General features: G+C 73.0%; 22 protein-coding genes. 8 read left to right on the top strand and 14 right to left on the bottom strand.

Features of this window, described 5'->3' with window-relative positions; all coding sequences use genetic code 11:
• Positions 1-38 precede the first annotated feature (38 nt).
• Positions 39-473, top strand: coding sequence for a MerR family transcriptional regulator (locus ACQEVB_RS20075; protein WP_432973585.1), 435 nt, complete (start codon positions 39-41; stop codon positions 471-473).
• A 307-nt stretch (positions 474-780) separates the two neighbouring features.
• Here ACQEVB_RS20075 and ACQEVB_RS20070 read toward each other — a convergent pair whose 3' ends face one another.
• From ACQEVB_RS20070 to ACQEVB_RS20060, 3 genes are read right to left on the bottom strand one after another with little or no spacing between them, the layout of a single operon-like run.
• A complete protein-coding gene (locus ACQEVB_RS20070) occupies positions 781-2,124 on the bottom strand; it encodes an NAD(P)/FAD-dependent oxidoreductase (RefSeq protein ID WP_432973582.1) in 1,344 nt (447 codons plus the stop codon).
• Positions 2,121-3,509: an aspartate aminotransferase family protein gene (locus ACQEVB_RS20065; RefSeq protein WP_432973579.1), complete on the bottom strand. Its 1,389-nt coding sequence runs from the start codon at positions 3,507-3,509 to the stop codon at positions 2,121-2,123. The genes ACQEVB_RS20070 and ACQEVB_RS20065 overlap by 4 nt, the downstream gene beginning before the upstream one ends.
• A complete protein-coding gene (locus ACQEVB_RS20060) occupies positions 3,506-3,973 on the bottom strand; it encodes an Lrp/AsnC family transcriptional regulator (protein ID WP_432973576.1) in 468 nt (155 codons plus the stop codon). Before ACQEVB_RS20060 ends, ACQEVB_RS20065 begins: the two co-directional genes overlap by 4 nt.
• Positions 3,974-4,113: 140 nt before the next feature.
• On the opposite strand from ACQEVB_RS20060, the gene ACQEVB_RS20055 reads away from it, so the two are divergent.
• Positions 4,114-5,748, top strand: a complete 1,635-nt coding sequence (locus ACQEVB_RS20055) for an APC family permease (protein WP_432973573.1) — start codon at positions 4,114-4,116, stop codon at positions 5,746-5,748.
• A gap of 1 nt (position 5,749) precedes the next feature.
• Here ACQEVB_RS20055 and ACQEVB_RS20050 read toward each other — a convergent pair whose 3' ends face one another.
• The 6 genes from ACQEVB_RS20050 to thyX all read right to left on the bottom strand — a co-directional run bounded on the left by ACQEVB_RS20050 (position 5,750) and on the right by thyX (position 11,096).
• A complete protein-coding gene (locus ACQEVB_RS20050) occupies positions 5,750-6,172 on the bottom strand; it encodes an SgcJ/EcaC family oxidoreductase (RefSeq protein WP_432973570.1) in 423 nt (140 codons plus the stop codon).
• A gap of 29 nt (positions 6,173-6,201) precedes the next feature.
• The gene (locus ACQEVB_RS20045; RefSeq protein ID WP_432973567.1) at positions 6,202-6,774 is read right to left on the bottom strand and encodes a Uma2 family endonuclease; all 573 of its coding nucleotides are present in this window, start codon (positions 6,772-6,774) and stop codon (positions 6,202-6,204) included.
• Between the two features lie 49 nt (positions 6,775-6,823).
• Entirely contained in the window at positions 6,824-8,599 is a 1,776-nt protein-coding gene (locus tag ACQEVB_RS20040) for a ribonuclease J (protein ID WP_432973564.1), read from the bottom strand.
• Between the two features lie 78 nt (positions 8,600-8,677).
• On the bottom strand, positions 8,678-9,661 hold the full coding sequence (gene dapA / locus ACQEVB_RS20035; RefSeq protein WP_432973561.1) for a 4-hydroxy-tetrahydrodipicolinate synthase: 984 nt from the start codon (positions 9,659-9,661) through the stop codon (positions 8,678-8,680).
• 56 nt (positions 9,662-9,717) lie between these two features.
• Complete coding sequence (locus tag ACQEVB_RS20030; protein ID WP_432973558.1) at positions 9,718-10,341, bottom strand: TIGR03085 family metal-binding protein; 624 nt, start codon at positions 10,339-10,341, stop codon at positions 9,718-9,720.
• Positions 10,342-10,343: 2 nt separating this feature from the next.
• Entirely contained in the window at positions 10,344-11,096 is a 753-nt protein-coding gene (gene thyX, locus ACQEVB_RS20025; RefSeq protein WP_432973555.1) for an FAD-dependent thymidylate synthase, read from the bottom strand.
• Positions 11,097-11,183: 87 nt separating this feature from the next.
• Here thyX and ACQEVB_RS20020 point away from each other — a divergent pair, with 87 nt between their 5' ends.
• Positions 11,184-11,705: a toxin-antitoxin system HicB family antitoxin gene (locus ACQEVB_RS20020; protein WP_432973552.1), complete on the top strand. Its 522-nt coding sequence runs from the start codon at positions 11,184-11,186 to the stop codon at positions 11,703-11,705.
• Complete coding sequence (locus tag ACQEVB_RS20015) at positions 11,702-12,745, top strand: DUF4097 family beta strand repeat-containing protein (RefSeq protein ID WP_432973549.1); 1,044 nt, start codon at positions 11,702-11,704, stop codon at positions 12,743-12,745. The genes ACQEVB_RS20020 and ACQEVB_RS20015 overlap by 4 nt, the downstream gene beginning before the upstream one ends.
• Here the strand turns inward: ACQEVB_RS20015 and ACQEVB_RS20010 are convergent.
• Positions 12,726-13,988, bottom strand: a complete 1,263-nt coding sequence (locus ACQEVB_RS20010; RefSeq protein ID WP_432973546.1) for a winged helix-turn-helix domain-containing protein — start codon at positions 13,986-13,988, stop codon at positions 12,726-12,728. The two genes, ACQEVB_RS20015 and ACQEVB_RS20010, sit on opposite strands and share 20 nt — an antisense overlap.
• A 63-nt stretch (positions 13,989-14,051) precedes the next feature.
• On the opposite strand from ACQEVB_RS20010, the gene ACQEVB_RS20005 reads away from it, so the two are divergent.
• Positions 14,052-14,606, top strand: coding sequence for a GNAT family N-acetyltransferase (locus tag ACQEVB_RS20005; protein ID WP_432973544.1), 555 nt, complete (start codon positions 14,052-14,054; stop codon positions 14,604-14,606).
• Positions 14,607-14,620: 14 nt separating this feature from the next.
• On the opposite strand, the gene dapB is transcribed toward ACQEVB_RS20005, so the two are convergent.
• Positions 14,621-15,370, bottom strand: a complete 750-nt coding sequence (gene dapB, locus ACQEVB_RS20000; RefSeq protein WP_432973541.1) for a 4-hydroxy-tetrahydrodipicolinate reductase — start codon at positions 15,368-15,370, stop codon at positions 14,621-14,623.
• Positions 15,371-15,379: 9 nt separating this feature from the next.
• The gene (locus ACQEVB_RS19995) at positions 15,380-15,856 is read right to left on the bottom strand and encodes a DUF456 domain-containing protein (protein WP_432973538.1); all 477 of its coding nucleotides are present in this window, start codon (positions 15,854-15,856) and stop codon (positions 15,380-15,382) included.
• Between the two features lie 243 nt (positions 15,857-16,099).
• On the opposite strand from ACQEVB_RS19995, the gene ACQEVB_RS19990 reads away from it, so the two are divergent.
• The 3 genes from ACQEVB_RS19990 to ACQEVB_RS19980 all read left to right on the top strand — a co-directional run bounded on the left by ACQEVB_RS19990 (position 16,100) and on the right by ACQEVB_RS19980 (position 17,666).
• Complete coding sequence (locus ACQEVB_RS19990) at positions 16,100-16,225, top strand: hypothetical protein (RefSeq protein ID WP_432973535.1); 126 nt, start codon at positions 16,100-16,102, stop codon at positions 16,223-16,225.
• Between the two features lie 110 nt (positions 16,226-16,335).
• Positions 16,336-16,866 carry a hypothetical protein gene (locus ACQEVB_RS19985; protein WP_432973532.1) on the top strand — a complete coding sequence of 177 codons (531 nt, stop codon included), beginning with the start codon at positions 16,336-16,338 and terminating at the stop codon, positions 16,864-16,866.
• Positions 16,863-17,666 carry an alpha/beta hydrolase gene (locus ACQEVB_RS19980; RefSeq protein ID WP_432973529.1) on the top strand — a complete coding sequence of 268 codons (804 nt, stop codon included), beginning with the start codon at positions 16,863-16,865 and terminating at the stop codon, positions 17,664-17,666. Before ACQEVB_RS19985 ends, ACQEVB_RS19980 begins: the two co-directional genes overlap by 4 nt.
• 11 nt (positions 17,667-17,677) lie before the next feature.
• Here ACQEVB_RS19980 and ACQEVB_RS19975 read toward each other — a convergent pair whose 3' ends face one another.
• Both ACQEVB_RS19975 and ACQEVB_RS19970 read right to left on the bottom strand, forming a co-directional pair.
• Entirely contained in the window at positions 17,678-19,015 is a 1,338-nt protein-coding gene (locus ACQEVB_RS19975) for a M16 family metallopeptidase (protein ID WP_432973526.1), read from the bottom strand.
• Positions 19,016-19,085: 70 nt separating this feature from the next.
• A complete protein-coding gene (locus tag ACQEVB_RS19970; RefSeq protein ID WP_432973524.1) occupies positions 19,086-21,326 on the bottom strand; it encodes a polyribonucleotide nucleotidyltransferase in 2,241 nt (746 codons plus the stop codon).
• Positions 21,327-21,448 lie beyond the last annotated feature (122 nt).

The following is a 21,448-nucleotide window of genomic DNA, read 5'->3' as shown; positions in this document are numbered from 1 at the left end:
ACTGAAGTTGACTTGAGCGCAAGCACGGAGGCGGGCACATGAGCGGGGAACGCCTCTACTCGATCAGCGCAGTGGCGGAGGCCTTCGACACCACCGTCTCGGCGCTGCGCTACTACGAGCAGGTCGGGCTCGTGCCGGCCACCGCGCGCCGGGCCCGCGTCCGCTTCTACGACCGGGCGGCCGTCCACCGGCTCGCGTTCGTCCAGCTCTGGCACAACGACGCCATGATGAGCCTCGACGACACCGCCGAGATCCTGGCCGGCCCCGATCGCAGCGAGCACTGGCGCGAGCTCGTGTCGCAGCGGGTCGCCGAGCTCACCGACACGATCGAGCGGCTCACCGCCGCCACCGCTGCACTGGAGCACCTCCTGGGCTGCCCGCGCGACGACCCGCTGGACTGCCCGGTCACCGGCAAGCGGCTCGACGCCCGCGTCGACACGGCCCTGGCCCGCATCCGCGACCACAAGACCTGACCACCCCCACCCCGCGGGCGAGTCCTGCGTTCCGCCGGGCGAGTCCTGCGTTTGGCCGGGCGAGTCGCGCGTTCCGCGGGGCGAGTTGCCCATCTCGCACGCCGGCGACCCGCCGGTCCGCGCAGCGAGACTCGACCCACCGAACGCGAGACTCGCCCGGCGAAACGGGAGACTCGCCCGGCGAAACGCGCAACTCGCCCGGCCAAACGGGAGACTCGCCCGGCGAAACGCGCAACTCGCCCGGCCAAACGGGAGACTCGCCCGGCGAAACGCGCAACCCGCGCGGCGGAATGCGCGACTCGCCGGGTCAGCCGCCCAGTGCGCGGGCCAGCGTCGCCGCGATGCGGCTCGGGCGCCCGGTGCGCTGCTCCTCCGCGTCGGCCGCGGTCATGAGGCGCAGGCCGGCGTTGACCAGGAGCCAGCGCAGCGGTTCGGGTTCCCAGCGACGGGAGCGGTGTCCGACCCACGGCAACGTGGTGATCGGGTCGTCCCGGCCGAGGATCAGGGCGGCGAGGGTGCGGCCGGCGAGGTTGGTGGTGGCGACGCCGTCGCCGACGTATCCGCCGGCCCACGCCAGACCGTCGGCGTCGAGCCCGACGCTCGCGTGCCAGTCGCGCGGGATGCCCAGCGGCCCGCCCCAGCTGTGCGTGAAGTCGTCGGGGCGCAGGGCCGGGAACAGGTCGATCGCCGCCTCGCGCAGGCCGGCGAACACCCGCTCGTCGCGGTCGAACGCGAGCTCGATGCGGGAGCGCCAGTGGTAGGGCGCGCCACGGCCGCCGAACACGAGCCGGTCGTCGGCCGTGCGCTGGCCGTAGACGATGAGGTGGCGGTGGTCGGTGAACGTCTGCCCGCCGGCGAGCCCGGCGGTGTCCCAGAAGTCCGCCGGCAGCGGCCGGGTGGCGACGATCAGCGAGTACACCGGCGCCACCGAGCGCGGCGCGAGGTGCGCGCTCCACGCCTCGGTCGCGCGCACGACCGTCGCGGCCCGGACGGTGCCGCGGTCCGTCACGACCTCTCGCGGACGCAGCGCGAGCGCGCGGGTGCCCTCGACGATCCGCCCGCCGCGCCGCTCGACGGCGGCGGCGAGACCGCGGACGAGCCGCAGCGGCTGCACCCGCGCGCAGTCGGGCGTGACCGTCGCGCCGAGCACGCGAGTGGCCCCGACCAGCGCCGACGCCTCGTCCGCCGACAGGAGCGAGACGGGATCGACGCCCCACTCGGTCTCCTCGGCGACCTCGGCCCGGCCCCGCGCGAGCTGTGCCGGGCTGCGCAGCAGCGAGACGGTGCCGCCCTTGACCCAGTCGCAGTCGATGCCTTCCTCCGCGACGACCCGCCCGACCTCGTCGACCGTGGCCCGCATCGCCGCGCGCATCGCGAGCGCGGCCGCGCGCCCGTGCCGGCGGGCGAGCGCCGCCGTCCCCGCCGGGAACAAGGCGGAGCACCAGCCGCCGTTGCGCCCACTCGCCCCGAACCCGGCGTGCTCTCCCTCCACGATGAGCACGCGCAGGTTCGGGGCGCCCGTCATCAACGCGTAGGCCGTCCACAGGCCGGTGAAGCCGGCGCCGACGATGCAGACGTCGACGTCGGCGGGTCCGTCGAGCGCTGCCCGGCGCTCGACGGGACCGACCTGGTCAGCCCAGAGCGATGTCACATGCGATCCAGCGCCTGCGTCAGCACGTCCCGCAGCACCTGCTCCATGCGGTCGAACTCGGCCTGCCCGGCCACCAGCGGCGGCGAGAGCTGGACGACGGGGTCGCCGCGGTCGTCGGCACGGCAGTACAGGCCGGCCTCGAGCAGCGCCTTGGACAGGAACCCCCGCAGCAGGCTCTCCGACTCCGCGTCGTCGAACGTCTCCTTCGTGGCCTTGTCCTTCACCAGCTCGATGCCGAAGAAGAACCCCTCCCCGCGGACGTCGCCGACGATCGGCAGGTCGTGGAGCTTCTCCAGGGTGGCCCGGAAGTTCGGCGACTCGCGCCGGACGTGGTCGAGGATGCCTTCGCGCTCGAAGATGTCGAGGTTCGCCATCGCCACGGCAGCCGAGACGGGGTGCCCGCCGAACGTGTACCCGTGCAGGAACGACGTGTCGCCGTGCTTGAACGGCTCGAAGAGGCGGTCGCTCGCGATCATGGCGCCGATCGGCGAGTAGCCCGACGTCATGCCCTTGGCGCAGGTGATGATGTCGGGGACGTAGCCCAGCTCGGCGCACGCGAACATGCCGCCGACCCGGCCGAACGCGCAGATCACCTCGTCGGAGACGAGCAGCACGTCGTGGGTGTCGCAGATCTCGCGCAGCCGCTCGAAGTAGCCGGGCGGCGGCGGGAAGCAGCCACCCGCGTTCTGCACGGGCTCCACGAACACGGCGGCGACGGTGTCGGCGCCCTCGGCGAGGATCGCGTCCTCGACGCGGTCGGCCGCCCAGCGCCCGAACTCCTTGCCCTCCAGGCCGTGCGGTGCCCGGTACGCGTTGGTGTTGGGCACCTTGAACGCGCCCGGCACGAGCGGCTCGTACGGGGTGCGCAGCGCCGGCACGCCCGTGATCGACAGCGCCCCGTGGGTGGTGCCGTGGTAGGCGATCGAGCGGCTGAGCACCTTCCGCTTGTTCGGCTTGCCGGTGAGCGCGAAGTACTGCTTGGCGAGCTTCCACGCGCTCTCGACGGCTTCCCCGCCGCCGCTGGTGAAGAAGACGCGGTTGAGGTCGCCGGGGGCGTGCCCGGCCAGCCGCTCCGCGAGGTCGATCGCGGCCGGGTGCGCGTAGCCCCACAGCGGGAAGTACGCCAGCTGCTCGGCCTGCTTCGCCGCGACCTGCGCCAGCTCCCGGCGGCCGTGCCCGGCCTGCACGACGAACAGCCCGGCGAGCCCGTCGAGGTACTCCCGGCCCTGGTCGTCCCAGATGCGGCACCCCTCGCCCCGCACGATCACGGGCACCCGCGCACCGGCTTCCAGCGGCGCGTGCCGGGCGAAATGCATCCAGAGGTGGTCGCGGGCGGCGGCGCCGCGGTCGGTGCCGAGCGGCGTGCTCGTGTCGGCGATGGTCACCGTGTTCCCCAGTCGTAGTGCTGCTTGCGCAGCTTCAGGTAGACGAACGTCTCGGTGTTGCGGACGCCCGGGAGCGCCCTGATCCGGCTGCTGACCAGCTCCAGGAGGTGCTCGTCGTCCTCGCAGACGGCCTCGACCAGCAGGTCGAAGCTGCCCGCGGTGATCACGACGTAGTCGACCTCCGGGAACGCGGAGACGGCGTCGGCGACGGCCGTGAGATCGCCGTCCGCACGTATGCCGACCATCGCCTGGCGGCGGAACCCCAGCTGCAGCGGGTCCGTGACGGCGACGATCTGGATGACCCCGCTCTCCTGCAGCCGGGCGACCCGCTGCCGCACCGCAGCCTCCGACAGCCCGACCGATTTGGCGATCGTGACGTAGGACCGGCGCCCGTCGGCTTGGAGCTGCTCGACGATCGCCTTGCCGACGTCGTCGAGCAGAGGTGCGTTCACCGCAGTGGTCACGGGCTTCACACTAGGGAATCAGTCGCGAGGATGGCAATCACCTACGAATTTCGTTGTTCGTAACCCGTGCGGCCCTCGAAACCGGACGTGGAGGGATTTAGAGTCCCTCGGACGCATCCACCTGGCCGGGAGGTACGCCCATGAGCACGGACACGTCGACGGACCAGCGCCCAGGCGGTCGGGAACCGGGATCGAAGGGCCTGCGCGGCGGCGCGATCGGGTTGATGAGCAGCGTCGTCATCGGCATGGCGTCCACCGCGCCCGCGTACAGCCTGGCGGCCAGCCTCGGCCTGATCGTGGTGCTCGCCGGCGAGAAGGCGCCCGGCATCATGCTGCTCGCGTTCGTCCCGATGTACCTCATCGCGGTGGCCTACCGGGAGCTGAACTCGGCCGAGCCCGACTGCGGCACCACCTTCACCTGGGCCGGACGGGCGTTCGGGCCGTGGGCGGGCTGGATGGGCGGCTGGGGAATCATCGCCGCCGACATCATCGTGATGGCGAACCTCGCCCAGATCGCCGGGCAGTACACGTTCCTGCTCTTCGGGCTCACCGAACTCGCCGCGTCCACGCTGTGGACCACCGTCGCAGGCGTCGTGTGGATCGTCGTGATGACGTGGATCTGCTACCGCGGCATCGAGGTCTCGGCCCGCATCCAGTACGGGCTGCTGGGCATCGAGCTGGTGGTGCTCGCCGTCTTCGCCGTGGTGGCGCTGGTCAAGGTCGGCACCGGCGACGCGCCGGAGGGCTCGATGGTGCCGAGCATCTCGTGGTTGTGGCCGTCCGGGATCGGGCTGACCGAGCTGGTCGCCGCCATCCTCATCGCGGTGTTCCTGTACTGGGGCTGGGACAGCGCCGTGGCCTGCAACGAGGAGAGCGACGAGCCCGGCCGCACCCCCGGGCGCGCCGCGGTGCTCTCCACCCTGCTGCTCCTCGTGACCTACGCGCTGGTGGCCGTCGCGACGGTGGCATTCGCCGGCACCGGCACCGAGGGCATCGGGCTGGGCAACCCCGAGAACGCCGACGACGTGTTCGCCGCGATCGGCCCGGCCGTGTTCGGTGACAGCTGGCTCGGCGGCGCCCTGGAGGTCCTGCTGATCGTCTCGGTGCTGACGTCATCGGCGGCGTCGACGCAGACCACCATCCTCCCAACGGCGCGCGCGGCCCTGTCGATGGGCGCCTACCGGGCCATCCCGCAGACGTTCGCCAAGATCCACCCGCGGTTCCTCACCCCGACCTGGGCGACCTGGGGCATGGGCATCGCGTCCGTGGCCTTCTACGTCGGCCTCACGCTGCTCTCCACCAACGTGCTGGCCGACTCCATCGCCGCGGTCGGCCTGCTGATCGCCTTCTACTACGGCCTCACCGGCTTCGCCTGCGTGTGGTTCTTCCGCAAGCAGCTGCGCGGCCGGGCGCTCTGGACGAAGGGGGTGCTGCCGCTGCTCGGCGGGCTGATGCTGCTGGCCGCGTTCGTGCTCTCGTGCATCGACTACGCCGACCCCGGCCGCGGCGAGACCGTGATCTTCGGGATCGGCGGGGTGTTCGTGATCGGCATCGGCGCGCTGGTGCTGGGCGCGGTACTGATGGGTGTCTACAGCCGGATCGCGCCGGCGTTCTTCCGCGGCGAGACGCTCGTACCCGGCGACGCCGACCTGCTCCTCACCCGGCCCCAGCCGCCCCACCTCATGCTGCCCGACTCCGAGGAAGGCCTGGTGGTGGCGCCGGACCTGTCCAACCTGCCGCCCGGACAGCGGCCCCTCGACGGCGACAAGGGTTGACCTAACCGACGAGCGTGTTCTGCCGGGCGACGATCCACCAGCGGCCGTCCTCCTTGGCCAGCACGTACAGCGCGGTCATGGCGTGGCCGACGTCGATCAGCTCGCCGTGCTCGTCCAGGGCGCGGGCGTGCTTGCGGGCCAGCGCGACGTCCGGGCGCACGAAGGTGATGCCGACGACGTCGTAGCGGGCCCGCTGACCCTTGAGCGGGCCCGCGAAGGCGGCTCGGCCGGCTGCGAGTGCCTCCTCGCGGCCGGCGACCTCGGCACCGGTGACGCCCACGGCGTACACGTTGGCGGCCATGTGCGCCACCAGCAGCTCGGCGTCGCCGGTGTTGAACGCCTTCTCCGTGTCGGCGACGATCGCGCGGATCGCCTCCTCGTCGGCGGCGTGGTCAGCAGTCTCCTCGACGTGCGGGATGTCCATGCGGAGAACTGTCCGACATGAAGCCGACTTCAGGGCAAGAGCGACGAGAACGGGATCTCCAGACCAGGCAGCAAGGGACTGGAGAACACGCCCTCGGCAGTGATTTCCGCCGCCTCCACGAACTCGGTCACCTCGGCTCCGGCGCGCCGCAGGAGGTACGCGACCGGCTCTTCAGGATCGATCAGCCAGTATTCGCGCACCCCGACGCGGGCGTAATCGGTCCGCTTGCGGATCTGGTCGTGCGTGCGTGTGCTGGGCGACAGCACCTCGATCGCCAGATCGGGGGCGCCGACGAGATAGGGCTCGCCCGGCGCCGGGCGATCCCGACCATCTGCGTACCAGGCCACATCGGGCAGGTAGGCACGTCGGTCCGTGATTCTCACCGGCGGATCGGTCGTGACCTCGCCGCGGCCGGGGACGGCATCGCACCAGGTACCGATCGCGATCACCAGGCGATTCACCACACGCTGGTGCAACCATGTTGCGGCGTTCGCGATCAGCAACTCTCCGTCGAGCAGTTCGGCATGGTGATACCGCGGATCGTCGGGGAGTTCGAGGAACTCCTTCCACGTCAGGTGGTGGCCCACCGGCGCAGTGCTCATGACGGAAGGATACGACCCGACTCGCCGCGGCGGACCGGTTCGCCGCGAGTCAGACCGCGATCACCGTCGGCACGATCATGGGCCGGCGCCGGTAGGTCTCCCCCACCCACTTGCCCACGACGCGGCGGACGGCCTGCGCCACGCGGTGCGGGTCGGTGATCACCTCGGCCTCGGTGCGGGAGAGCTCGTCCTCCACCATCGGCAGCACCGCGTCGAGGGCCTTCGGGTCGTCGGAGAACCCGCGGCCCGAGAGCGTCGGCCGGGTGACGGCCCGGCCGGTGGTGGCGTCGATCGCGACGGTGATCGAGATGAAACCGCCCTCGCCGAGCACCAGGCGGTCGCCCAGGGTGGACTCGCCGATGTCGCCCACGGCCAGGCCGTCGACGTAGACGCGGCCGACCTCGACCTTCCCGGTGACCCGCGCCCGCCCGTCGACGAGGTCGACGACGACGCCGTCCTCGGCGAGCACGACGGACTCCTCGGCCACCCCGGTGAGCACCGCCAGCGCGGCGTTGGCGCGCAGGTGCCGCCACTCCCCGTGCACCGGCATGACGTTGCTCGGGCGCACCGCGTTGTACAGGTAGAGCAGCTCGCCGGCCGTCGCGTGGCCGGAGACGTGCACCTTCGCCGTGCCCTGGTGCACGACGGTGGCGCCGAGCCGGGTCAGCCCGTTGATCACGGTGAACACGGCGGTCTCGTTGCCCGGGATCAGCGAGCTGGCGAGGATCACCGTGTCCTCGGGGCGGATGCGCACCGACCGGTGGTCGCCGCGCGCCATCCGCGCGAGCCCCGACAGCGGCTCGCCCTGCGACCCCGTCGAGACGATCACGACGCGGTCGTCGGGCAGCGTCATCGCCTCGTCCATCTCGACGAGCAGGCCCTCGGGGATGTCGAGGTAGCCCAGCTCGGCGGCGATGCCCATGTTGCGCACCATCGAGCGCCCGACCAGGCACACCTTGCGGTCGTGCGCGACAGCGGCCTCGAGCACCTGCTGGACGCGGTGCACGTGGCTCGCGAAGCAGGCGACGATGACCCGGCCGGGCGACCGGTGGAACACCCCGTCGATCACGGGGCCGATCTCGCGCTCGGCGATGGTGAACCCGGGCACCTCGGCGTTGGTGGAGTCGACCAGGAACAGGTCGACGCCCTCGTCGCCCAGGCGCGAGAACCCGCCCAGGTCGGTGAGCCGGCCGTCGAGCGGCAGCTGGTCGAGCTTGATGTCGCCGGTGTGCAGCACCACGCCTGCGGACGTGCGGATGGCCACCGCCAGCGCGTCGGGGATGGAGTGGTTGACCGAGAAGTACTCGCAGTCGAACGCGCCGTGGGTCAGCCGCGCGCCCTCCTTCACCTCCAGCAGGTGCGGGGTGAGCCGGTGCTCCCGGCACTTCTCCGCGACGAGCGCGAGCGTGAACCGCGAGCCGACGACGGTGATGTCGGGCCGCTGCCGCAGCAGGAACGGGACCGCGCCGATGTGGTCCTCGTGGCCGTGGGTGAGCACGAGCGCGTCGATGTCGTCGAGGCGGTCCTCGATGGCCCGGAAGTCGGGCAGGATCAGGTCGACGCCCGGGGAGTCCTCGGCGGGGAACAGCACGCCGCAGTCGACGACGAGCAGCCGCCCGACGTGCTCGAACACGGTCATGTTGCGGCCGACCTCGCCGATCCCGCCGAGCGCGACCACGCGCAGGCCGCCGTCGGGCAGCTCCGGCGGCGGGCCCAGCTGGACCTCGGGCGGGTTCTCGGCGTCGGCGGGCACGGCGACGGGCCGGCCCCGGTCGCGGCGGGGCGGCCGGCCCCTGCGGTCGTTGCGGGCGGGCGGGCGGCTCATGCCGACCGGCCCGGTCGTGCGGGGATGCGCTCGATGCGCAGGATCACGTGACGTCCTTCGGTCATGTGGATGGGAAGCTCAGCGGGGGTAGGCGACCTCGGCACCGAGGTCGGCCGGGACGCGGGCGCCGAGCGCGCCGAGCCCCGGTGCCGTGCCGGCGCGGACGCTGGGATCGAGGGCGACGCCGGCGGCTGCGAGGTCGCCCGCGATGGCGGCGACCTGCTCGTCCGTCGCGGGCGGCAGCGGCAGGCGGGTGGCTCCGACGTCGAGGCCGCGCAGGCGCAGGGCGGTCTTCGCGAACACCGCGCCGCCGACCCGGCCGATCCCGCGGATCAGGGGCAGCATCGACGCGTTGAGGGCGCGGGCGCGCGCCACCTCGCCCGCCTCGAACGCCGTCAGCATCGCGCGCAGCCGGTCCGCCACCACGTGCCCGGTGACGGAGACGAACCCGACCGCGCCGACGGAGAGCCACGGCAGGTTCACCGGGTCGTCACCGCTGTAGTAGGCGAGGGTGGTGGTGGCCAGCACCTCGGTGCCGACGCGCAGGTCGTTGCGGGCGTCCTTCACCGCGAGGATGCGCGGGTGCTCGGCGAGCCGCTGCAGCGTCTCCAGCTCGATCGGGACCACGCTGCGCGGCGGGATGTCGTAGAGCATCACCGGCAGCTCGGTGGCGTCGGCGATGGCCGTGAAGTGCGCGAGCAGGCCGGACTGCGGCGGCCGCGAGTAGTACGGCGTGACCAGCAGCAACCCGTGCGCGCCCGCCTTCTCCGCGGCACGGGCCAGGTGGACGCTGTGCGCGGTGTCGTACGTGCCGGCGCCGGCCACGACCCGCGCCCGGTCGCCCACCGCACCGACGACCGCGCGGATCAGCGCGTCCTTCTCGTCGTCGCTGGTGGTGGGGCTCTCGCCGGTGGTGCCGTTGACCACCAGCCCGTCGCACCCGAGGTCGACGAGGTGGGTGGCGAGCTGCTCCGCCTTGGCCAGGTCGAGCGAGCCGTCGGCCGCGAAGGGGGTGACCATCGCGACGAGGACCTGGCCGAACGGGCGCGTGGCGGACGTCATGCCCTGACGGTACCGCTCGACCCCGACGGCGCCGGGGCCCGCCGGTTCCCACACCGTCAGAGTCCGCGCCCCGCCGTGCCGAAGGCCACGACGGCGTCCGGCTCGCCCTCGATCTCCACCTCGACGGCGCTGCGGCCGAAGGCCTGCAGCAGCAGCTCCCCCGGCTCGCCGACGACGGTGACGCCGGCGCCGGGCCGGGCGACGACCTCCCGCCCGTCCGGCGTGCGCAGCCGCACCCCGACCGGGCTGCTGCGGTGCATCGTGCGGCCCGTGCGCTTGACGATCGCCCACACCTCGGCGTCGCGCGCCGCGTCCGGGGGCCGCGGGGACCAGCCGGGCTCGCCGCGCCGCACGTCCTCGTGGTGGACGAAGAACTCCGCGGCGTTGGCGAACCGGTCGACCAGGCCGAGCCAGAACGGCGACCAGATCGGCGGCCCGGAGCGCAGGGCGTCGATCATCTCGCTCCACGGGGTGGCGGCGTAGCCCTGCATCGCCTTCTCGGTGATCGGCTCGAGGGCCTTCACCAGGATGCCGCCCGACGCCCACGGCTGGCGTTCCCGGACGAGCAGGTGGGCCAGCAGGTCGCGGGTGGTCCACTCCCCGCACAGGGTGGGGCGGTCGGGCCCGGCCGCGGCGAACGCGTCGCAGATGGCGGCCCGCTCGGTCGTCGCGAGGGTCATGGTCAGCCTTCCGTCACGTACGGGCTGGAGGCGATCTCGGTGCCGTCGGCGAGGGTGCCGATCTCGAAGTCCGCGAACACGTTGGGCACCTCGCGCTGCAGCTGGCGCAGGCACTCGATGGCCAGCGCGCGGATCTCGACGTCGGCGTGCTCGGTGGCGCGCATCGCGATGAAGTGCCGCCAGGCCCGGTAGTTGCCGGTGACGACGATGCGCGTCTCGGTGGCGTTGGGCAGGACCGCCCGCGCGGCCTGCCGGGCCTGCTTGCGCCGCAGCGTGGCGTTGGGCTCGTCCGCGAACCGCTTCTCCAGCCCTTCGAGCAGCCCCTCGTACGCCCGCACCGACGCCTCGGTCGCGGCGAGGAACAGGTCGTGCAGCTCGGGGTCCTCGGCGATCACGTCCGGTTCGACGACGTCGGCGTCGTGCTCGGGCACGTAGCGCTGGGAGAGCTGGCTGTAGGAGAAGTGGCGGTGCCGGATCAGCTCGTGGGTGAGCGAGCGGGACACCCCGGTGAGGTAGAAGCTCACGGAGCCGTGCTCGAGCACGGACAGGTGGCCCACCTCGAGGATGTGCCGCAGGTAGCCGGCGTTGGTCGCGGTGGCCGGGTTCGGCTTGGACCACGACTGGTAGCACGCGCGGCCGGCGAACTCGGCGAGCGCCTGCCCGCCCTCCGCATCCGTCGACCACGGGACGCCCTCGGGCGGGGTGAACTGGGTCTTCGCCACCAGCTGCACGCCCAGCGGCACGATCTGCGGCACGCTGGGAGCGTAGCCGCGGCGGATCTCGCCCAGCCGTGACGTCACGGATTCCTTGACTGACGTCACTTATGACGCCACAGTGGTGTCATGGACCTCAGCCAGTACGTGAACCAGCTGCGGGAGGACCTCGCGTCCGCCGCCGCAGCCGGTGACGAGCAGACCCGGCGCACCGCCGCCCTGCTCGGCTCCGCCATCGAACCGGCGGCCCGGCTGGCCGTCATGAGCGCGCTGTCCGACCTCGCCGCCGAGGTGACCGCGGCGCTGCCCGACCACGTCGTCGAGGTCCGCCTCGACGGCCGTGACGTGCGCGTGTCGGTCACCGGGCAGCCCGGGGCCGAGCAGCACGAGGAAGAGGAGGCGCCCGCCCCGCAGACCGGTTTCGGCGCGTTCACCGGCGACGCCGGCGACATCTCCCGCATCACCCTGCGGCTCGTCGAGCAGATCAAGAACCAGGCCGAGCAGGCCGCCGCCCAGCAGGGGATGTCGCTCAACTCGTGGCTGGCCCAGACCGTGCAGGGCGCGCTCTCCGGGCACGGGCGCAAGCCGGGCAAGCCCTTCAAGCAGCCGAAGCAGGACAGCAGGCGGATCCGGGGATGGGTGCAGGGATGACCGACTTCACGAAGGACACGACGCCGCAGGACGGCCCGGACGACAACGCTGACCACGGGGCCGAGGTCGTGCGGCAGGAGACGTGGGAGTGCGCCGGCACCGCCGAGATCGAGATCGCGGTCGACGTCGGCCGGGTGACCGTGGACCTGGTCGAGGTGCCCGAGGGCACCACCGGGGAAGTGCGCGTCGACGTGCGCCACGACCCCGACGTCGGCGGCTTCTTCGCCCAGGGCGTGCGCGGGATCATGAACTGGGTGAGCAGCGCGTCCTCGAACTGGTCGGGCGGCCGGGGCTTCCCCGGCTTCGGCGGCATGTGGGAGAGCGGGCCGCTCGAGGGCGCGCCGTGGGAGAGCGGCGCGTGGGACCCCGGGCGGCTCGGCGCGGAGGCGGTGCGCGCCGCCGAGATCACCTGGACGGAAGGCGGCCGGCGGCTCGTCGTGCGCTCGGCGCAGCAGATGCCGCTGCGGGTCGTGCCGCTCGCGGTGAGCGTGACGGCCCCGGCCGGCTCGCGGTTGGCGGCCCGCACCGGCGCCGGGGACGTGACCGCCACCGGTCGGACGGGCTGGACCGCCCTGCGCACCGGCACCGGCCGGGTGCGTGCCGGCGAGGTGGACGGCGACCTCGACGTGCAGACCGGGTCCGGTGACGTCACGATCGCGGCGGCCCGTGGCCGGTCGCGAGTGCGCACCGGGTCGGGCGACATCACCGTCGACGCCGCCGGCGGCCCGATCGACGTCAAGGCCGGCAGCGGTGACGTGCTGGTGGGCCGGCTCGACGGCGACCTGGACGCCCGCACCGGGTCCGGCGACCTGCGGGTGAGCGACGTCGTGTCCGGGCGCGCCGACGTGACCACCGGCACCGGCGACCTCACGATCGGCGTGCACGCGGGGGTGTGGGCCGAGGTGGACCTCTCCTCCGGCTCGGGCACTGCCCGCAGCGACCTCGCGGTGAGCGGATCGGCGCCCGGCGAGCACGCGACCGTGCACCTGCGCGGGCGCACCGGCACCGGCGACGTGCTGGTCACGCGGGCGCGGGTCTGACCCCTCGAAGAGCGGCGGCGAGCGGGGCGGACAGACCGCCCCGCTCGCCGGCCACCACCCCGTCGAGCCCGAGCCACGCCGCCATGGTGCGCAGCTCGGCGGCCAGCTCGGCCACGACCCGCGGCTCGTCGACACCGGGCTCGGCGAAGGCGCCCGGCACCCGCAGCACGCCGGCCGCCCGGTCGGCCTTCAGATCCACCCTGGCCACGAGGTGGCCGTCGAGCAGGAACGGGAAGACGTAGTAGCCGTACTCCCGCTTCGGCTCCGGCACGTAGATCTCGATGCGGTAGCGGAAGCCGTGGAGCGACTCGGTGCGGTCGCGCTCCCACACCACCGGGTCGAACGGGCAGAGCAGCGCGCGACCGGTGATCCGGCGCGGCACGCGGGTGCCGGGGCGGCGGTAGGCCGGGTTGCGCCAGCCACGCACCGCCACCGGCTCCAGCTCCCCCGCCTCGACGAGCTCGGCGAGCGCCTGCTGGCTTTGCTGCGGGCCGAGCCGGTAGTAGTCGCGCAGCTGTGGCTCGGTGGCGATGCCCAGCGCGGTGGCCGAGCGGAGCAACAATGCGCGGGCGGCCGCGTCCGGCTCGGCCGGGTGCGCCGCCAGCACCTCGGGCGGTAGCACCCGTTCCGGCAGGTCGTACAGCCGCTGGAAGTGGACGCGGGTGCCCGTGGTGAGCTGGCCGACACCGAACAGCAGCTCGCAGACCCGCTTCACCTCCGACCGCTCCCACCACGTGGCGCCGGGCGGCCGCGGCTTCGAGACCCCGCCGAGCTCCTTCTCCAGGGCGCCGGCGCCGATCGGGCCGAGCTCCTTCACCGCGGCCAGCACATCCTCGACGATGCCCGGGTTGCGGTCGGCGAGCTGCTGGTAGTGGCGCCACCAGCCGCTGCGCTTCGCCCCGGACATGAGCAGCGGCCAGTCGGCCACCGGCAGCAGGCTCGCCTCGTGGGCCCACGCCTCGACGAGCAGCCGTGGCTTGCGCGCCGAGTGCGCCCACGCGGCGTCGTCGACCAGCGCGGGATCGTAGGGCCCGAGCCGGGCGAACAGCGGCATGTAGTGCGCGCGGACGGCGACGTTGACCGAGTCGAGCTGCAGCAGCTGCACCCGGTCGAGCACGCGCGTGAGGTGGCGCCGGGTGACCGGCCCGGACGGGCGCGGATCGGCGAAGCCCTGCGCGGCCAGCGCGGCGCGGCGCACCACATCGGTGCTGATCGTGTCGACAGGTGGCGGAGACGTGCGCACCCCGCGATGCTGCCACGAGCCCCCGACAGTTCTTGGCACACACCGGTGGGGTATCCATGGCCCATGGCCATCGCCGCGGTGCGCACCGCCACCGCCTCCGACGTCGCGGAGATCGTCCGCATCCAGGCCGGGACGTGGGCCACCGCGTACGCCGAGCTCGTCCCGCCCGCCGCGATCGAGCAGCTCAGCACCCCTGAGGCGCACGCGGCGTGGGAGCAGGCCGCCGGCGCCGGCGCCGTGCTCGTCGCCACCGAGGGCAGTGCCACCGTCGGGTTCGTCGCTGCCGGACCCGCGGAGGCGCCGGAGAACGCCGCGCCGGCGGACGGGCCCACGCTGGGCCCGGAGTCGTGGGGCGAGATCGGCGTGCTGCTCGTCGAGCCGCGGTGGGGCCGCCGCGGCCACGGCGGCCGGCTGCTGGCCGAGGCGGCCGCCGCCCTGCGCACCGCCGGCGCCGTCTACGGGCTGGCCTGGGTGCCGGAGGCCGACACCGCGTCGCGCCAGTTCTACGCGCGCGCCGGGTGGGAGCCCGACGGCGCCGTCCGCGCCTTCGACACGGGCGAGGGCACGCTCCGCGAGATCCGGATCACCGGCTCGCTGGACCTGAAGCTGGTGGAGTAGCCCCGGGCCGGAGGCTACAGGCCGAGCAGGGGCTCCAGGCCCACCGTCAGGCCCGGCCGGTCCCCCACTGCCCGCACCGCCATCAGCACGCCGGGCATGAACGAGGTGCGGTCGAGCGAGTCGTGCCGGATCGTCAGCGTCTCCCCCGGCGTGCCCAGCAGCACCTCCTGGTGCGCGACCAGCCCGCGCAGCCGCACCGCGTGCACCGGCACCCCGTCGACGGACGCGCCGCGCGCCCCGTCGAGCGCGCTCGCGGTGGCGTCGGGCATGGGCGCGCACCCGGCCTCGGCGCGGGCGGCCGCGACCAGCGACGCCGTGTGCGTGGCCGTGCCGGACGGGGCGTCGACCTTGTTCGGGTGGTGCAGCTCGATGATCTCCACCGACTCGAAGAACGGCGCCGCCTGCTTGGCGAACTGCATCATCAGCACGGCGCCGATGCCGAAGTTGGGGGCGATCAGCACGTGCCCGGGGGTCGCGTCGAGCAGGGCGCGCACCTGCCCGAGCCGCTCCTCGTCGAACCCGCTCGTGCCGACGACGACGGCCAGCCCGTGCTCGACGCACCACGCCAGGTTGTCCATGACGGCGCCGGGATGGGTGAAGTCGACGACCACCTGCGCGCCCGCGGCGGTCAGACCGTCCAGCGCGTCGCCGTCGTCGAGCTGCGCGACGAGCTCCAGACCGTCCGCACCGTCGACCGCCCGGCACACCTCGGAGCCCATGCGCCCGCGCGCACCCAGCACACCCACCCTGATCCCGTCAGCCACGAGGCGAGCCTAGAAGGCGATGAGCGCGCCCACCCACACGGCCGCGGCCAGCAGGCCCGTGAACAGCTCGATGACGATGCTCCAGCCGACGGCGGCCAGCGCGTGCTTCGTCGACGGCCAGGCCAGCGCGCCGCTGCCCAGCCGCTGCAGCTCCGACAGGTACACCCCGAGCACGAACCCGAGGAACAGCCCGATCACCGGCACGACGAAGAACCCGACGATGCCCAGCAGCGCCCCGATGAGCATGGTGCGCGTCGGCACGCCGCTGTCGCGCAGCCGCCGCCCGGGCAGCACGTACTTGACGACGCTGCCGACGACGATGATCGCCAGCGCGATGCCCAGCACCCACCAGCCGACGGCGTCGTTGCGCGGCACCGCCCACACCGCGATGCCGGCCGCAACGAGCAGCAGGCCCGGGAGCACGGGCAGCAGGATCCCGATGATGCCGACCACGACCAGTACGCCGGCGATCACGGTCTCCGTCACGGGCGCACCCTACCGGCGGCGGCCAGGGTGCGAGGCCAGGGTTGACCCGGTACCCGCGATTCCCGGCGGTTCGGCGATCCTCGCAGGCACCCTGTTGGCGGTGACCCAGCTCGGCATCGTCGCGACGTTCGACCGCACCGACATGGTCGTCAGCTCGACCGGCACCGTGTTCCGGGCGTTCCTGATCGGCCATGCGCCGGCGTTCGCGGTGCTGGTCCTGGCGCTGGTCGCGCTGCACGTCCGATGGCGCTCGGCGCGGACATGTGGTTCGAGGCGTTCGCGATGCCGTGGCCGATGGAGACCGTCCCGCAGGTCCTGACGGTGCCCAAGACGGCGTGGGTGCGGCGCGCGGACCGCGCCCAGCGTTGATCGCTGCCCACCGGTCCCAGGGTTTTCCCTGCCCTGGACGCGGGCTGACCTGCTGCCGGGTCGCCGCCGACCGGCGGAGGCTCGACGGCACCCGACGGGAGGGATCCGCGATGCACGAGTGGCTGACCGAGCTGGTGTCCTGGGCCTGGGCCCGGCACCACAACATCCTGAGCTGGTACGTCCACCCACTGTTCTTCCTGCCGTTCTGCTTCTTCGCCTACCGCCGCAGCATCGCGGGCATCGTCGCGACGGTGCTCGCGCTGATCACGTCGATGGCCTGGTTCCCGGCCCCGGCCGAGCCCTCTCCGGCGGTGATCGAGATGCTGCGCGTGGAGCAGGAGTACCTGCTCGGCGAGTGGACGGTCGGCAAGATCGCCGTCGCCCTCCTGGTGCCGGTGGTCTTCGGCGCGCTCGCTGCGGCGCTGTGGCGGCGGTCGCTGGGATGGGCGCTGGTCGTCATCAACGGGGCGGTCCTGTTCAAGATCGCCTGGACGTTCGTCTTCGACAGCGACGGCGACGGCGCGCTCGCACACCTGCCGGCCGCGCTCGTCGGGCTCGCGGTCGTCGACGCCGTCCTCGTCGGGGCCGGCCTGTGGTACCGGAAGCGCACCGCGCCCGTCCCGGCCGAGGTGAACCGATGACCACGACAGCAGTGGGCGCGTTCCGGGACCGGCTCCCCTACGTCCGCATCGGCGCCGGGCCCGTCCCGCTCGTGGTGCTGCCGGGACTCGCCCTCACCGACGAGCCGCCGGCCGGCCTGGCCCGCGCCGCCTACGCCCGCGGGTTCCGGCGCCTCGCCGCCGACCACACCGTCTACATCGTGCAGCGCCCGCAGGGCCTGCCCGATGGCGCGTCGACGGCCGACATCACGGCGGCGTACGCAGCGACCCTCGGTCCCGAGCTCGGTCCGTTCCGGCTCATGGGGCTCTCGACCGGCGGCCTGATCGCCCAGCAGGTCGCGATCAGGCAGCCGGAGCTGGTGGAGCGGCTGGTGCTCGTCGTGTCAGGAGCGCGGTTGGCCCCGGCCGGGCGCGCGTTGTGCGAGCGCTGGTTGGAGCTCGCCGCCGCGGGTCGCTGGCAGGAGCTGCACGGCGACCTCGGCGCGATCGCCGTCGACGGCGCCGTCGCGCAATGGCTGGCCCGCCGGTTGATCGGCCTGACCGGCGGGACCCCCACCGCACGGCAGGCCGCCGACTTCACCACGACCGTGGCCGCCGACCTGGCCCACGACACCCGCGCCGAGCTGCGCGGGGTCGCCACCCCGACGCTCGTCATCGGCGGGGCGCTGGACCCGTTCTTCCCGGCGGCCACGCTGGAGGAGACCGCCACCGCGCTGCCCAACCGGCGGTTGCTGGTGTTCCCCCGCAACGGGCACGGCGTGCCGAAGCACCGCGCGCGTGCCGTGCAGGACGCGGCCGCGACGTTCCTGAGCGGTCGGTGAAGGAACCCGGGTCAGGTCAGGTCGCGCAGGCTCCCCGGCAGCTCGGCCTCGTCGTCGTACGGCCCGACGACCGCGGCCGTGAGCGGCTGCGCGAGGAGCTCGCGCGCCAGCTCGTTGACCTCGTCGACGGTGACGGCGGCGATGCGGTCGAGGCTCTCGGCGATGCTGCGTTGACGGCCGTGGTCGATCTCGGAGCGACCGAGGCGGTTCATCCGCGACGGGGTGTCCTCCAGGCCGAGCACCAGCCCGCCGCGCAGGTTGCCCTGCGCGCGGACGACCTCTGCCTCGGTGATGCCGTGCGCGGCGACGTCGGCGAGGACGGCGCGCACGACGGCGACGGTCTCGTCAAGCCGTTCAGGCGCGCAGCCGGTGTACACCGACAGGGCACCGGCGTCGGAGTAGCCGGCCACGGCCGAGTACACCGAGTACGCCAGCCCGCGCTGCTCCCGCACCTGCTGGAACAGTCGCGAGCTCGGCCCGCCGCCCAGCGCCGTGTTGAGCACGGTCAGCGCGGTGCGCCGCGGGTCGTGGCGGTCCGGCGCGGGCACGCCGAGCAGCAGGTGCGCCTGCTCGGAGTCCTCCCCCGACAGCACCAAGCGGGGTTCCGCGACGACGGGCACGGCGACACCGGCCGTGCGCGGCGGCACCGGGTCGGCCGAGCCTGCCCGGCCCATCGCCCCGGCCAGCGCCGCCCCGACCAGGTCGACGACGTGTTCGTGGCGGACGTTGCCGGCGACCGCGACCACCATCGCGGGCGTGGTGTAGCGGTCACGCCAGAACGTCTGCAGGGTGTCGCGGCGCATGCCGCGGATCGACTCCTCGGTGCCCAGCACGGGCAGCGCGAGCGGGTGCCCGGCGAACATCACCTCGTCGAACAGCTCGCCGACGAGGTCCTCGGGGTCGTCGTCGCGCATCGCGATCTCCTCGAGCACCACGCCCCGCTCGACCTCGACGTCGGCCGGGTTCATGGTGGCCTCGGTGACGACGTCGGTGAGCACGTCGACCGCCAGCGGCAGGTCGGTGTCGAGCACCTGCGCGTAGTAGCAGGTGTGCTCCTTGGCGGTGAACGCGTTGAGGTCGCCGCCGACGGCGTCGAACTCCTCCGCGATCCCGGCCGCGGTGCGCCGCGCCGTGCCCTTGAACAGCAGGTGCTCCAGGTAGTGCGCGGCACCGGCCTGGTCGGGCGACTCGTCGCGGGCGCCGACGCCGAGCCAGATGCCCATCGCCACCGAACGGACGCCGGGCACCGCCTCGGTGAGGACCCGCAGGCCACCGGGGAGGTCGGTGCGGAAGACGCCGGGGGCGGAAGCAGCTGCTTCCGCCCCCGGCGCCTGGATGAGCTCGGTCACCCGAGCTCCTCGCTGACGCTCGTCGCGCGAGTGACAGTCGCTGCGCCTATCGGCGACCTCGCAAGCTCGGTCACCCCGCAGGGACCTCCGCGGTCTCCACCGCGTCCGCCGGCGTCTCGGGCGTGCCGTTGGCCGCAGCGGCCTCCTCGACAACCGGGACGAGGCTGATCTTGCCCCGGTTGTCGATGTCGGTGACCTCGACGCGGAGCTTGTCGCCGACCTTGACGACGTCCTCGACCTTGCCGATGCGCTTGCCGCTGCCCAGCTTCGAGATGTGGACGAGGCCGTCCTTGCCCGGCACCAGCGAGACGAACGCGCCGAACGCGGCCGTCTTCACCACGGTGCCGAGGAAGCGCTCGCCGATCTTCGGCAGCTGCGGGTTGGCGATCGCGTTGATCATGCCGATCGCGGCCTCGGCCGAGTCGCCGTCGGCCGCGCCGACGTAGATCGTGCCGTCGTCCTCGATCGAGATGTCGGCACCGGTCTGCTCGGTGATCGAGTTGATCATCTTGCCCTTCGGGCCGATGACCTCGCCGATCTTGTCGACGGGCACCTTGATCGCGACGACGCGCGGCGCGAACCGGCTCATCTCGTCGGGCCGGTCGATGGCCTCGCCCAGCACCTCGAGGATGGTCAGGCGGGCGTCCTTGGCCTGCGAGAGCGCCGCCGCCAGCACCTCGGACGGGATGCCGTCGAGCTTGGTGTCGAGCTGCAGCGCGGTGACGAACTCCGCGGTGCCGGCGACCTTGAAGTCCATGTCGCCGAACGCGTCCTCGGCACCGAGGATGTCGGTGAGGGCGACGTAGCGGGTGTTGCCGTCGACCTCGTCGGAGACCAGGCCCATGGCGATGCCCGCGACCGGCGCCTTCAGCGGCACACCGGCGTTGAGCAGCGACATCGTGGACGCGCAGACCGAGCCCATCGACGTCGAGCCGTTGGAGCCCAGCGCCTCCGACACCTGCCGGATCGCGTACGGGAACTCCTCGCGCGTCGGCAGCACGGGCAGCAGCGCCCGCTCGGCCAGCGCGCCGTGGCCGATCTCGCGGCGCTTCGGCGAGCCCACGCGGCCGGTCTCACCGGTCGAGTAGGGCGGGAAGTTGTAGTGGTGCAGGTAGCGCTTGTGCGTCTCCGGGCCGAGCGAGTCGATCTGCTGCTCCATGCGCAGCATGTTCAGCGTGGTGATGCCCATGATCTGGGTCTCGCCGCGCTCGAACAGCGCCGAGCCGTGCGCCCGCGGGACGACCTCGACCTCGGCCGACAGCGGCCGGATGTCGGTGATGCCGCGGCCGTCGATGCGGACCTGGTCGCGCAGGATGCGCTGGCGCACGAGCTTCTTGTTCAGCGACCGGAACGCGGCGCCGAGCTCCTTCTCGCGGCCCTCGAACTGCTCGCCGAGCTTCTCCAGCACGGCGGCCTTGACCTCGTCGGTCGCGGTCTCGCGCTCCTGCTTGCCGGCGATGGTGAGCGCCTTGGCCAGGTCGTCGGACGCAACGGCCGAGACGGCCTCGAACGCGTCGGGCTGGTAGGCGGGGTAGGTCGGGAACTCGCCGGTGGGCTTCGCGGCCACGTCGGCGAGCTGCTGCTGGGCGATGCACAGCGAGCGGATGAACGGCTTCGCCGCCTCCAGACCCTGCGCGACGACCTCCTCGGTGGGCGCCTGCGCGCCACCGGCGACCAGCTCGATCGTCTCGGTGGTGGCCTCGGCCTCCACCATCATGATCGCGACGTCATCACCGACGACGCGGCCCGCGACGACCATGTCGAACACGGCCCGCTTCAGGTCCTCGAACTGCGGGAACGCGACCCACTGGCCGTCGATCAGGGCGACGCGGACGCCGCCGATCGGGCCGGAGAAGGGCAGGCCCGCGAGCTGCGTGGACGCCGACGCGGCGTTGATCGCCAGCGCGTCGTAGGGGTCCTCGGGGTCGAGCGAGAGGACGGTGACGACGATCTGGATCTCGTTGCGCAGGCCGTCGACGAACGACGGGCGCAGCGGCCGGTCGATCAGGCGGCAGGTGAGGATCGCGTCGGTGCCCGGGCGGCCCTCCCGGCGGAAGAACGAGCCGGGGATCTTGCCGATCGCGTACATCCGCTCCTCGACGTCCACCGTGAGGGGGAAGAAGTCGAAGTGCTCCTTGGGCTGCTTCGACGCCGTGGTGGCGGACAGCAGCATGGTGTCGTCGTCGAGGTAGGCGACGACCGATCCGGCGGCCTGACGCGCGAGGCGTCCGGTCTCGAACCGGATGGTGCGGGTGCCGAAGCTCCCGTTGTCGATCACGGCACTGGTTTCGTGCACGGTCTCGTCTGTCATGTAGTGGTTTCTCCTTGGCGGAGACCCCACGCCACCGTCTTCTCGATCCTCGGCGCGAGCCGGTCATCGATCGAAGCCCCCGGGGACCTGTCGGGCCCGGGAGCCACTACCGAGGACCGGCG

The sequence above is a fragment of the Pseudonocardia sp. CA-107938 genome, assembly GCF_050936315.1.
Taxonomy (GTDB): Bacteria; Actinomycetota; Actinomycetes; order Mycobacteriales; family Pseudonocardiaceae; genus Pseudonocardia.
Note: the sequence above shows the minus strand (reverse complement) of the source record. Positions and strands in the feature narration are given on the sequence as shown.

Bases quoted from the DNA above. Each gene is read 5' to 3' on its own strand.
- ACQEVB_RS20005 (WP_432973544.1), top strand. From the start codon at position 14,052: ATGGCCATCGCCGCGGTGCGCACCGCCACCGCCTCCGACGTCGCGGAG.
- ACQEVB_RS19985 (WP_432973532.1), top strand. From the start codon at position 16,336: ATGCACGAGTGGCTGACCGAGCTGGTGTCCTGGGCCTGGGCCCGGCAC.
- dapA (WP_432973561.1), bottom strand. From the start codon at position 9,661: ATGACGTCCGCCACGCGCCCGTTCGGCCAGGTCCTCGTCGCGATGGTC.
- ACQEVB_RS20045 (WP_432973567.1), bottom strand. From the start codon at position 6,774: ATGAGCACTGCGCCGGTGGGCCACCACCTGACGTGGAAGGAGTTCCTC.
- ACQEVB_RS20075 (WP_432973585.1), top strand. From the start codon at position 39: ATGAGCGGGGAACGCCTCTACTCGATCAGCGCAGTGGCGGAGGCCTTC.
- ACQEVB_RS20020 (WP_432973552.1), top strand. From the start codon at position 11,184: ATGGACCTCAGCCAGTACGTGAACCAGCTGCGGGAGGACCTCGCGTCC.
- ACQEVB_RS19990 (WP_432973535.1), top strand. From the start codon at position 16,100: ATGGCGCTCGGCGCGGACATGTGGTTCGAGGCGTTCGCGATGCCGTGG.
- ACQEVB_RS20015 (WP_432973549.1), top strand. From the start codon at position 11,702: ATGACCGACTTCACGAAGGACACGACGCCGCAGGACGGCCCGGACGAC.
- ACQEVB_RS20030 (WP_432973558.1), bottom strand. From the start codon at position 10,341: ATGACCCTCGCGACGACCGAGCGGGCCGCCATCTGCGACGCGTTCGCC.
- ACQEVB_RS19980 (WP_432973529.1), top strand. From the start codon at position 16,863: ATGACCACGACAGCAGTGGGCGCGTTCCGGGACCGGCTCCCCTACGTC.
- ACQEVB_RS20050 (WP_432973570.1), bottom strand. From the start codon at position 6,172: ATGGACATCCCGCACGTCGAGGAGACTGCTGACCACGCCGCCGACGAG.
- ACQEVB_RS20055 (WP_432973573.1), top strand. From the start codon at position 4,114: ATGAGCACGGACACGTCGACGGACCAGCGCCCAGGCGGTCGGGAACCG.
- ACQEVB_RS19970 (WP_432973524.1), bottom strand. From the start codon at position 21,326: ATGACAGACGAGACCGTGCACGAAACCAGTGCCGTGATCGACAACGGG.
- ACQEVB_RS20040 (WP_432973564.1), bottom strand. From the start codon at position 8,599: ATGAGCCGCCCGCCCGCCCGCAACGACCGCAGGGGCCGGCCGCCCCGC.